Annotated in this window: 11 protein-coding genes and 1 pseudogene; 8 read left to right on the top strand and 4 right to left on the bottom strand. The window is 53.0% G+C overall.

The features are described from left to right. Positions 1-109: 109 nt before the first annotated feature. Together JQM66_RS12135 and JQM66_RS12130 are read right to left on the bottom strand one after the other, a co-directional pair. Positions 110-403: pseudogene (locus JQM66_RS12135) on the bottom strand (transposase); the annotation flags it as partial. A 79-nt stretch (positions 404-482) separates the two neighbouring features. After that, positions 483-1,331, bottom strand: a complete 849-nt coding sequence (locus tag JQM66_RS12130) for a helix-turn-helix domain-containing protein (RefSeq protein ID WP_235230132.1) — start codon at positions 1,329-1,331, stop codon at positions 483-485. A 639-nt stretch (positions 1,332-1,970) separates the two neighbouring features. On the opposite strand from JQM66_RS12130, the gene JQM66_RS12125 reads away from it, so the two are divergent. From JQM66_RS12125 to JQM66_RS12100, 6 genes are all read left to right on the top strand, one after another. After that, a complete protein-coding gene (locus tag JQM66_RS12125; protein ID WP_235230133.1) occupies positions 1,971-2,135 on the top strand; it encodes an LLM class flavin-dependent oxidoreductase in 165 nt (54 codons plus the stop codon). 5 nt (positions 2,136-2,140) lie between these two features. Next, positions 2,141-2,446, top strand: a complete 306-nt coding sequence (locus JQM66_RS12120; RefSeq protein ID WP_407946023.1) for a DUF3847 domain-containing protein — start codon at positions 2,141-2,143, stop codon at positions 2,444-2,446. Between the two features lie 293 nt (positions 2,447-2,739). Beyond that, positions 2,740-4,179 (top strand): MobQ family relaxase, encoded by a 1,440-nt coding sequence (mobQ, locus tag JQM66_RS12115; protein ID WP_235230130.1) that lies wholly within the window; start codon positions 2,740-2,742, stop codon positions 4,177-4,179. 185 nt (positions 4,180-4,364) lie between these two features. Further along, entirely contained in the window at positions 4,365-4,826 is a 462-nt protein-coding gene (locus tag JQM66_RS12110) for a low molecular weight protein-tyrosine-phosphatase (protein WP_235230129.1), read from the top strand. 56 nt (positions 4,827-4,882) lie between these two features. After that, positions 4,883-5,329 (top strand): zinc ribbon domain-containing protein, encoded by a 447-nt coding sequence (locus JQM66_RS12105; RefSeq protein WP_235230128.1) that lies wholly within the window; start codon positions 4,883-4,885, stop codon positions 5,327-5,329. A gap of 174 nt (positions 5,330-5,503) precedes the next feature. Beyond that, positions 5,504-6,370 (top strand): DegV family protein, encoded by an 867-nt coding sequence (locus tag JQM66_RS12100; RefSeq protein WP_235230127.1) that lies wholly within the window; start codon positions 5,504-5,506, stop codon positions 6,368-6,370. A gap of 116 nt (positions 6,371-6,486) precedes the next feature. On the opposite strand, the gene JQM66_RS12095 is transcribed toward JQM66_RS12100, so the two are convergent. Together JQM66_RS12095 and dapF are read right to left on the bottom strand one after the other, a co-directional pair. Then, the gene (locus tag JQM66_RS12095) at positions 6,487-7,764 is read right to left on the bottom strand and encodes a dicarboxylate/amino acid:cation symporter (RefSeq protein ID WP_235230126.1); all 1,278 of its coding nucleotides are present in this window, start codon (positions 7,762-7,764) and stop codon (positions 6,487-6,489) included. A 35-nt stretch (positions 7,765-7,799) separates the two neighbouring features. Further along, entirely contained in the window at positions 7,800-8,645 is an 846-nt protein-coding gene (dapF, locus tag JQM66_RS12090; RefSeq protein ID WP_235230125.1) for a diaminopimelate epimerase, read from the bottom strand. A 176-nt stretch (positions 8,646-8,821) separates the two neighbouring features. Here dapF and JQM66_RS12085 point away from each other — a divergent pair, with 176 nt between their 5' ends. Together JQM66_RS12085 and JQM66_RS12080 are read left to right on the top strand one after the other, a co-directional pair. Next, positions 8,822-9,424 carry a TetR/AcrR family transcriptional regulator gene (locus JQM66_RS12085; RefSeq protein WP_235230124.1) on the top strand — a complete coding sequence of 201 codons (603 nt, stop codon included), beginning with the start codon at positions 8,822-8,824 and terminating at the stop codon, positions 9,422-9,424. A gap of 187 nt (positions 9,425-9,611) precedes the next feature. Beyond that, a complete protein-coding gene (locus JQM66_RS12080) occupies positions 9,612-11,144 on the top strand; it encodes a sodium/proline symporter (protein ID WP_235230123.1) in 1,533 nt (510 codons plus the stop codon). Positions 11,145-11,258 lie beyond the last annotated feature (114 nt).

The raw sequence follows: 11,258 nt of genomic DNA, 5'->3' as shown, positions 1-11,258 counted from the left end.
ATGATTGATCTCCACCTCAGCGCATTCGCGCCAAGGTGGAGATTTTTATACGCTGTTAGAATTGACGCTTACGTTCATCTCGACCCTTGACATGCCGGTATGCAGCCGATCACTCTGGCATGCGATCCGCAAAGAATACAGTCAGTTGAGCGTGGATCACGCTCCAGTCCTGTCTCCGGCCAGTCCATTTCTTCGTGATATCCATCATGGCAAGATACAGCATTTTCAGCAGGCTGTCATCCGTGGGAAACACGGATTTTGCCTTGGTCACTTTCCGGAGCTGGCGGTTGAAGCCCTCGATGGTGTTGGTCGTATAGATCAGACGGCGAACCTCCTGGGGGTACTTGAAATAGGTGCTGAGATTCGGCCAGTTATCCCGCCAGGACTGAGAGATTTTGGGATGGTCTCGGAGCATTCACTTTTTGGTCTTCATCTACACATCGCTCTTATTCGCAGTTAATTCGGAATAACATAGTCTGAAATTATTTCCTTTTTCTTTTCCCCTTTCCATGGGTCATACCGCCTTTACCACGCTGGCTGATCGGGCTGTTCATGTGCTTGGACAGTTTCAGCACTTCAATCAGATTTGTAAACTGCTCCATGGTAAGTGCATCGTAGTCAATGCCAAGGTTGGCGAGGAACAGACGGGCTTTCTTTTCTTCGGCGCTGCCCTTGTAGTCCATGGCATCCTGTAATTGTTTTTGCACTTCCAGAGCGGCGCAACTCTCGTCAGCTGTGGTTGCGTCCTTGCGGTGCGTATCACGAATGTCACGTAGGATGCCGGTCAGATCCTTGGAAATCACATGACCGAAATACTCATCTTCCTGCACCTGTGCCAGCTCCAATGTGCGCAGATACAAGTCCTCTTGATCATTTCCTTTTTTCTTAATCACAGACTGCCGGACAGCTTCCATGGCGGCATTCATGTTTGTGATCCGCATATCTGCAATGCGGTCAACATAGATTTCTGCATCCAGCATCATGCGCTGAAAATCTTTGTGGCAGATCATTTCAGAAAGCAACCGGTGATTGAAGTTTCCAGTCGTTAATACAGTAATTGCATCATCACTCAAATGCAGAGCATCCAGCTCTGTGTTTGGGTGATTTTTATTTTCTGTCAGACCCAGTAGATAGTCCGTGGACACGCCATAGAACTTGGCGAGAGTTTGGATCGCAAAGGGGCTGATGTCTTTTGCGGTTTCATCAGATTCATATTTTCCCAGGGCGGAACGGGACAGGCCGGTGCGCTCTGCCAATTCTTCCAGTGTTAACTTAAAATCCACAACACGCAGATCTTTCAATCTTTCCTGAACAGTAAGTTTCAGTTGCATATTTCATCTCCATTCCATAAGCGTGGAAATCCACGCAATTTTACGCTCTTTTCCTACCTTTTGGACATACGGGAGAGAGCGTCTTTTTTCGCTAAACTGTACTTGTAAATCACCAATGCACCTTGAAAACTGAATGACCGTCCGAATGGGATATGTCCCCCAGCGAAGTATCGCCACGACTGTGAAAAGCACGAGCGTACCAACGGGGAGAAAACGCCGGGAAGATCTCCGGGCGGGAACGACATTCGGGCAGAACGGCACTCAAAAATCACAGGTTAAATTCAAACCATGTGAAATCAGCGAAAAAACCACTCTTTTTGTGTTGCTATCTATACCAATGAGTGATGCACTCAACAGCGTACAGGGTACGGCATAGGATGAAGGTTTTCGTCATTTCATAAAAAACCAAGTTAAACAGCGAAGATGGATACTGCCCTTTATGTACAGGACATTGTTACAAAAATTCTGAGCGAAACGATGATTCTCTGTTTTCGTCACGAAACACTGTACGGCACTTGCTGTTTAATAAACAAATTATACCATATCACGAACAAAAAAGAATGGAGGAAATGTGAATTGAAGAAGAAAAAGTCTGAATTGTATCGAAACGAGATCAAATCCTACATTGTCCGGGCCGGTATGACTATGAGTGAGGTGGTGGATTATCTGGCAGACGAGTATGGATGGAGCAGCAGCGTCCCCAATCTGTCCGGTAAGTTGAAGCGTGGGAGCCTGCGCTACGGCGAAGCGGTGGAGTTGGCTGATGCTCTGGGTTATGACATTGTTTGGGTGAAACGGGGGTAATGCGATTGGCGAATGAACAGTTGGAAAAATTGAAGCACCAGAAGTATGTAGCTGAGAAAAAGCTGACCGCAGCCAAGCACCGAGAGAAGCAATTACAGCATGAGTTGAAGCAGTTGACCCGGAGTGAGAGAACCCATCGGCTCTGTACCCGTGCCGGTATGTTGGAAACTTTTCTGAGGGAGCCGACGGTTCTGACCGATGATGATGTGATGGAGCTTTTGACTTTCGTCTTTCATGGTGAAGCGGTTCAAAAGAAGCTGAATATGCTGATTGAGAAACGAAAGGAAACGGGGCAACCGGACGGGGGCTAAAACCCTATTCTTGAATAGGGCGCAATTATACACCACCTAAAGAGGGTGATTGCGTCCTGCCGGAAGCCCCTTACAGGGAGTTTGATGATTTCCGCAAAAGTCCTTTGCTCCAATCATCCAGAGGAAGCTACACTTCCCCTGCGCTGGCTCTGCCAGCTACCCCTTTGTGGACTTGCCGCCAGGGAACGATTGCAGGCACAATCATTCCCCGGCAGCAAGTTTATATTCCACCACCTGACCGTGCTGAAAAGTATCGGTCATTTTTCATTTCACCGAAAGGAGGTTCAACCGAAATGCCGGTTCCCCATCTGGAGATACGAATTGTTCAGAGAAGCAAAGGCAGCTCTGCCGTTGCCGGAGCCGCCTACCAAGCCGGAGAAAAATTGTTTTCTGAGTACGACCAGAAATCCAAAGATCACCGAAGAAAACAGCAGGAAGTTGTTTACACGGAAATCATGCTTCCAACAAACGCCCCTCCCGAATATGCAGACCGGGCAACACTCTGGAACTCTGCTGAGGAGGTGGAGAAGCAATGGAACTCGCAGCTTGCAAGGCGATTTGTCGTCGCCCTGCCCAGAGAAGTTCCGCTTGAAATGTGTCCGCAGATGCTGCAGGAATACTGCAAGGAGCATTTTGTGTCCAAAGGAATGTGCTGCGATTTTGCAATCCATGATCCAGATCCTCCCGGACACAATCCTCATTGTCACATCATGCTGACCATGCGAGCTATTGACGAAAATGGAAAGTGGTTGCCCAAAAGCCGAAAAGTTTATGACCTTGACGAGAATGGAGAACGCATCCGTTTACCGTCTGGCAGATGGAAAAGCCACAAGGAAAATACCGTTGACTGGAACGAACAGTATCACGCCGAAGAATGGAGACACGGATGGGAAGTTATTCAGAATAAATATCTGGAGCTTTCCGGAAGTGCCGAACGTGTGGATATGCGTTCCTATGAACGGCAGGGCGTTGATGTGATCCCGACAGTACACATGGGAGCCGCCGTGTCTGCTCTGGAACGCAAGGGCATTGAAACCAACATCGGCAATCTCAATCGAGATATTAAGGCTGCCAACCGCATGATGAACGCCATCCGCAGCACCATCAAAAATCTGCGAAACTGGATTGCGGACATTCTGGAAGCCACCAAGGAAGCTATTGCAGAAGCACAGGCAGAAAAGGAAAATGCTTCGCCCAATCTCTCCAACCTGCTCCGTGATTATATGAATCTGCGAAAGGCAGAACGCAGCGAGTGGTCGAGGTACGGGCAGCAGAAAGGCACAGCCGATGATTTGAAAGCTGTCTCCAAAGCGCTGATCTATTTGAAAGAACATGAGCTTTTCACTCTGGAAGATTTGGACACCGCACTGCAAGGCGTGAACCAGAAAACCGGAACAATCAGCAAGGAAATGAAAACCGCATCGAACCGAATGAAAATTATTACCGCCATTCAGACTGCGGTTGCCGACTGTCAGACCCATAAGGCAGTCCATGACAAATATATCAAAATTGGTTGGAAAACAAGACAAGCTGCCTTTGCCGAAAAGCATAAGGACGAGCTGACTGCCTACAACAAGGCGTACCGCACTCTGAAAAAGCATGGTGTTGATTTGAACCCTAAGACGTTGCAGTATATCATGGGTCATTCGGACATCAGCGTGACGCTGAATGTTTACACTCATGTGCAGTTCGATGACGCACAGGCAGAGCTGCTCCGAGTAGCGGAAGCCTGAGACCCCTCGTTGGTAAAGAGCATTTATTTACCAACGGATTTACCAATATTGCAGGAAAAAGCATGAGAAAATACGGGAAGATTTGAGAAGATATCCCGGAAACACAGAAATATGAAAATGCCAAAAACTCCTGCAATATTGGGCATTTGAGAAGAAATACAAGACTTATATGGAGATATAAGACGATGATAAAAATACTATTTGTTTGCCATGGAAACATTTGCCGCAGCCCTATGGCGGAATTTGTGATGAAGGACCTGGTCAGGAAGGCGGGACTGGAGGATAGCTTCGTCATCGCCTCCGCCGCCACCAGTACGGAGGAGATCGGCAATCCGGTATATCCGCCCGCCCGGCGGAAGCTGGCGGAGCACGGTATCGGCTGCGCCGGTCACGCCGCCCGGCAGCTGACCGCCGGAGATTACGGATGCTGGGACTATCTGGTGGGCATGGACAGCGCCAACCTGCGGAACATGCGGCGTATCTGCGGGGGAGACCCGGATGGGAAGATCTCCCTGCTGCTGGATTGGACAAGTCGACCCGGTGATGTGGCGGACCCCTGGTATACCGGGGACTTTGAGGCCACCTGGCGGGATGCGTTGGCCGGATGCCGGGGCTTGCTGGACCACATCCGGCGGGGAGGCAACTGACGGTTGCTTTACAACCGGAGAGAGGCGTGATAGGCTGATACCAGGAGGCGAAGACGATGGAATTTTACGAAGTATTCACAGACCTGCGGAAAAAGATGGGCTTTTCGCAAAATCAGGTGGCAGATGAACTCCATGTGACCCGGCAGGCGGTGAGCCGCTGGGAACGGGGCGAGACCATCCCGGAGCCGGAGACCCTGCTGGCCCTGTCCCGGCTGTTCGACGTGTCGGTCAACACATTGCTGGGCAGCCCGAGGGCTTTGGTGTGCCAAAGCTGCGGGATGCCCCTCAGCGATGAATTCCTGTCACGGGAGGCAGATGGGACCCTGAATGAGAAATACTGCAAATGGTGCTGGGATGACGGGCGGTTCGCCCAGGATTGCACCATGGAGGAGATGGTGGAGCACTGCATTCCCAACATGCCCCTGGGCCAGTCGGACCCGGAGGCTTGCCGGGCATACATGCGGGGGCTCCTGCCAACTTTGGAGCGGTGGAAAACGCCGTAAGGGAGATCAAAAGGCGGCCGAAGGGCTGCCTTTTTTGCGTATAGGGCCGGAGTGTCAAGGGAAGGGGACATACTCGCAAAATTCCGGAGGGTGTCGAAGGATAGTTCTTGCAGTTTTGAGGGTTTTGTGGGATAATCGCTATAATATGTAATACGCAATACAGGAGAGACTGCTATGAATCCACAGAAAATCGCATTGCTGACGGATTCCTGCGCGGATATTTCACCCCGGATGATCGAGGAGAACCACATCTTCGTGGTGCCCCTTCGGATCCTGTGTCAGGATGGAGAATACCGGGATGGCGTGGATATTAACGGCGCGGATATCTATGCCCGCCTGCGGGCGGGAGAATTGCCCCAGACCTCCCTGCCTGCTGCGGAGGATGTGGGCCAGGCTTTTCGCCAGATCGTGGCGGAGGGCTACGACGGCGTCATCGCCATTATGCTGTCCAGCGGATTGTCCGGCACGTATAATCTGGTGCGGCTCCTGGCGGAGGAATGCCGGGAGAAGCTGCCGGTCCGGGTGTTCGATTCCCTCAGCGGATCTCTGGGCCAGGGCCTGACGGTTTTGCAGGCGGCGGAGGATATCCGGAACGGAATGGGCTGGGAGGAGCTGACGGAGCGCCGTATCCCCAGTCTGATCGCCAATACCTTCCCCTTCTTCTCCGTGGATACCCTGGAGTATCTGATGAAGGGCGGGCGCATCGGCAAGGTGACCGCCACGGCGGGCACCCTGCTGCAGATCAAGCCCATCCTCACGTTCGCCGGAGACGGCCAGCTCCAGTCGGTAGCCAAGGTCCGGGGACGCCATCAGGTGATGGACAAGCTGGTGGCTATGACGGAAAAGAGCTGCGGGGAGCACAAACGGTACAATCTGGCGGTGGCCAACGGCGGCGCCCCGGCGGAGATGGAGACCATTCGGCAGAAGCTGATGGCAGCCCTGCCGGATTACGATCATATCTGGGAGGGTGAGATCGACGGTACCCTCAGTGTCTATATCGGTGACGGTGTCCTGGGCGCAGCAGTCCAGGTGCTGGAGTAAGTAAAGATAAAAGAAAGATAGAAGAGGCCTGCATCCAATGTGGATGCAGGCCTTTGATCATTTCATAACACCGGACGGCCGAATGACCGTCCGGTGTTTGTTGTACAGGGGAAGGATTACTGCTTGGCAGCCAGGGCCTTCTGCAGCCAGTCCTTGCCGTCCACAAAGCGGGAGACGATATAGGAGACCACATAGTCGCCGGCGGAGTTGATCATGGTGGCGGGGGGATCCACCAGGTTGCCGATGGCCACCAGAATGGGGAAGGCCACCTCCATCTGCTCGGGGAAGAAGATGGAGCAGATGATATACTCACCGATATAGCCACCGCCGGGAACACCGCTCATGCCCACGGAGGACAGCACGGCCACCAGTACCACGGGAATCAGCTGGTTAAAGCCCATATCCTGGCCGAACACGCCCCACACGAAAGCAATCTTCAGCACGCAGGAGAAGCAGGAGCCGTCCATGTGCATGGTAGCGCCCAGGGGCAGCACCATGTCGGAGACATCCTTGGAGATGCCGGTCTCCTGAGCCACTTCCATGTTGGTGGGGATGGTGGCAACGGAGGAACAGGTGCCCAAGGACACCACGGCAGGACGGGTGATGTGTTGGAACATGACCTTGACAGCGCCCTTGCCGCCACCGAACCGGGCGAACAGAGGCCATGCCGTGAAGATATAGACGAAGCACAGAGGATAGTACAGCAGCAGGGCACGGCCATAGGTCACAGTGACTTGGGAGCCGTAGGTGGCCACCAGGTCGGCGAAGATGGCGAAGAAGGCGATGGGAGCGTAGTAGGTGACGATCTTCACGAACTTCAGCATGACGTTGGTCAGGTCCTCCAGAAACTTGCCAACCATGGTGTCCTTGCCGCCGTTCAGGTTCACAGCAAAGCCGAACAGCAGGGAGAAGACAATCAGAGGCAGCATGGCCCGGCGGGTCAGCAGGCCCACAAAGTCGCTGGCGGTGAAGAAGTTGACGATCATCTCGGACATGGAGGCGTACTCACCGATCTCCTCGGAAGGCAGCTCTGTCCAGGCGGAGAGAACAGGGGGGAAGATCTTTACCAGTACGAACATGATCACGGCGGCGATAGCGCCAGTCACAACAAAGGTACCAACGGTGACGCCCATGATTTTACCAGCCCGCTTACGGCTCTGCATATTGGCCACGGCGCTGGAGATGGACGCGAACACCAGGGGAACCACGATGCAGAACATCATGTTGATGAACACGGTGCCCAGGGGCTTGATAACAGTGGCGCCGGCGGAGACAGTGTTGCCGTCCGCATCCAGCACCACGGGCCATATCCAACCCACGATGGCGCCCAGGATCATGGAGCCAATCATAATGGCCATGAAGCGGTAGTTTTTAGCGACGGATTTTGCTTCCATTTTCATTCCTCCTATTTTTTACACACACGGGAGTTTTATTTTGCAGGACAGAGATCTTCGTCCGTGACCTCGCCCTTTGCAACGATGTTGGTGGGACCTGTCAGATACAGGTCTGTAACACGGGAGCCATCCCGCATCACGTCGATGATGAGCTGACCGCCGGTCATATCCACCTTGACGTCGTGGCCGCTAACCTTTCCCTGGAGCGTCAGAACTGTCACCAGGGAGCCGGTGCCGGTGCCGCAGGCGTAGGTGAAATCCTCCACGCCCCGCTCAAAGGTCCGCTCAAAGACGGAGTCCTCGCCGGTGAGCTCATAGAAATTCACGTTGGCACCCTTGGGGAAGGCGGAGTGCCAGCGGATGGCCCGACCAAGCTCCCGGAGCTCATTCTCGTCGGCGTGCTTCAGATCATGGTAAGGGACGACGGCGTGGGGAATACCGGGGTTGCCCAACTCCACATAGGAGCAGGCATATTTCACACCGTCCACATCCACGGGGTAATCCAGCTTGACGGTGGTAGGATCATTGAGGCGAATCTTGTACAGCCGCTGGCTGATCCGCTTTCCGGTGACAATGCCGGCGGTGGTCTCCACAGTCTGGGTTTCGCCGGCCAGACCGTTCTCATAGCCGTAGCGGCAGATACACCGGGCACCATTGCCGCACATCTCGCCCATACTGCCGTCAGAGTTGAAGAACAGCATCCGGTAATCACCGCCCTGGGTGGGAGTGTCGATGACCATGAGACCGTCGGCTCCGATGGACATGTGACGCTCACAGAGGGTTTTGGCAAGTTGAGGGAGACTTTCGACAGGCAGATGCTCCTTGAGATTGTTCAGCACCACGAAATCGTTTCCGGCGCCGTTCATTTTCCAGAACTGCAAGGAATACCCCTCCTTATACTAATTTTATTGTATTATAACAGCACAGAACATCGGTGAAAACTGGAGAATGTGCTAAAAATCATGCAAATCATGCGGGCCCCTTGTGAAAAATCGCTTGATTTACTGCTTAGATGCCAGTATCATAGAGACAAAACAGACAAAAGAGAGGGACACTTATGCCCAAAAAGAACGGTAGAAATACAAAGGGACGCATTATTTCCGCAGCGTGGAAACTGTTTTACGAGCAGGGATATGAGAATACGACGGTGGAGGATATCGTCTTTGAGTCTGAGACCTCCAAGGGCTCGTTCTACCACTATTTTGAGGGAAAGGACGCCCTGCTGGGGACGCTGGCTTATGTGTTCGACGAGAAGTACGAGGAGCTGATGGCGGTCATGGACCCGGAACTGGGGGCCATGGAAAAGCTGATCTATCTGAACCACGAGCTGTTTGCCATGATCGACGGCGGCATTTCCATGGATCTGTTAGCACGGCTGCTGTCCACCCAGCTGCTGGCCCGGGGCGAAAAGCATCTGCTGGACAGGAACCGCACGTATTTCAAGCTGCTGCGCCAGATCATCACAGAAGGTCAGAGGGCGGGCCAGCTGCGGACGGACAGAACGGTCAATGAGATCCTGCGGGCCTATGCTATGTGGGAGCGGGCCTTGATGTACGACTGGTGTCTGGCGGGCGGTGAGTACTCTCTGGTAGCCTATACGGACAGTGTGACGCCCATGTTTTTGGAGAGCTACCGGGGAAAACCAACGGAGGAAAAATAAGATTTTGTTTTTTAGACAAGTATGAATATGAAAAATCGTATAGTATAAAAATATTAATATATCAATAAAAAATATAGAAATGATAAACAGAGTATAGAATTCATTCTATACTCTGTTCTGTATTTCATTCTTGTGATAAGTATGGTATGATGTCTTCCATTGAAACACAAAGGAGAGAGAAACTGCTATGACAACCGCACAAATCTGTATTATGGGAACCATCATCCTCTATCTCTGCTTCGTGATCATCACCGGCGTGATGATCGGACGGCGGAGCAAGAAGAGCGCCGAGGGCTTTTACCTGGGTGGCCGCGGTATGGGCCCTCTGGTCACCGCCATGAGCGCGGAGGCCTCTGATATGAGCTCCTGGCTGCTGATGGGCCTGCCCGGCTTGGCCTACCTCAGCGGTGTGGCTGACGCCGGTTGGACGGCCATTGGCCTGGCTGTTGGTACCTATCTGAACTTCCTGCTGGTGGCCCGGAAGATCCGCCGGTACAGCGTAAAGCTGGATGCCATCACCATCCCTTCATTCATTTCCAAGCGCTATGGGGAGAAGAAGCCCGTCATTATGTGCATTGCCTCCCTGATCATTCTGATTTTCTTCGTCCCCTATGTAGCCTCTGGTCTGGCGGCCATCGGCAAGCTGTTCAACAGCCTGTTCGGGTGGAACTACCTGGTGGCAGTGATCATCGGCACCATTGTGATTATTAGCTATACTTCCGTGGGCGGCTTCAGCGCTGTTGCCACCATGGACCTGATCCAGTCCATCATCATGACCTGCGCCCTGGTCGTCATCACCTGCTTCGGCGTTTATCAGGCTGGCGGCGTGGGTACCGTGCTGGAGAATGTCCGGGCGCTGCCTGGCTACCTGAGCCTTGTGCAGACCCATGATGCTGCTTCCGGCGGCGCTGCGCCTTACGGCCTGGTCACCATTGTTTCCACCATGGCCTGGGGCCTGGGGTATTTCGGTATGCCCCATATTCTGGTGCGCTTTATGGCCATCCGTGATGAAAGTGAGCTGAAGCTGTCCCGTCGTATTGCCTCCGCCTGGGTGGTGATCTCCATGACAGTGGCTATCTGCATTGGTATGATTGGCTACGGCGTTTCCAAGGCCGGACGCATTCCTGTGCTGGAGGGCAGCGCATCCGAGACCGTTATCGTCAGGATCGCGGACCTGCTTTCTTCCTATGGTTTTATTCCCGCCATTATTGCCGGTCTGATCCTGGCTGGCATCCTGGCTGCTACCATGTCCACGGCAGATTCTCAGCTGCTCTCTGCCGCTTCTGCCTTCTCTGAGAATATGCTGCAGGATGTGTTTGGCGTGAAGCTGACTGCCAAGCAGACCATGCTGGTGGCCCGGCTCACGGTCATCGTCATTGCCGTCATTGCGGCCTTCCTGGCTACCGACCCCAACAGCAGCGTGTTCCAGATCGTGTCCTTCGCCTGGGCGGGTTTTGGCGCTACCTTTGGCCCCGCCATCCTGTTTGCTCTGTTCTGGAAGCGCAGCAACCGCCAGGGCGTACTGGCCGGCCTGATCGCCGGTGGCGTCATGGTCTTCGTTTGGAAGTTCTGTGTGCGCCCGATGGGCGGTGCCTGGAATGTCTATGAGCTGTTGCCCGCATTTATTGTGGCCTCTGTTGTCATTGTGGTGGTGAGTCTGCTGACGAAAAAGCCCGATGAGAGCATTGAAAAGATCTTTGACGAGGTCAATGCAGCGTAATATACATTACAAATAGAAAGATAAGTCATCCGCGTGTTCCGTGAAGTGACCCCGAAAAGTTAGACAATAATTGAAATCAAAAATTGTTCAAGCAACCGAGAGGGCTTGTTGTCT

The sequence above is a fragment of the Oscillibacter valericigenes genome, from assembly GCF_021531915.1.
GTDB lineage: Bacteria > Bacillota > Clostridia > Oscillospirales > Oscillospiraceae > Oscillibacter > Oscillibacter valericigenes_A.
Note: the sequence above shows the minus strand (reverse complement) of the source record. Positions and strands in the feature narration are given on the sequence as shown.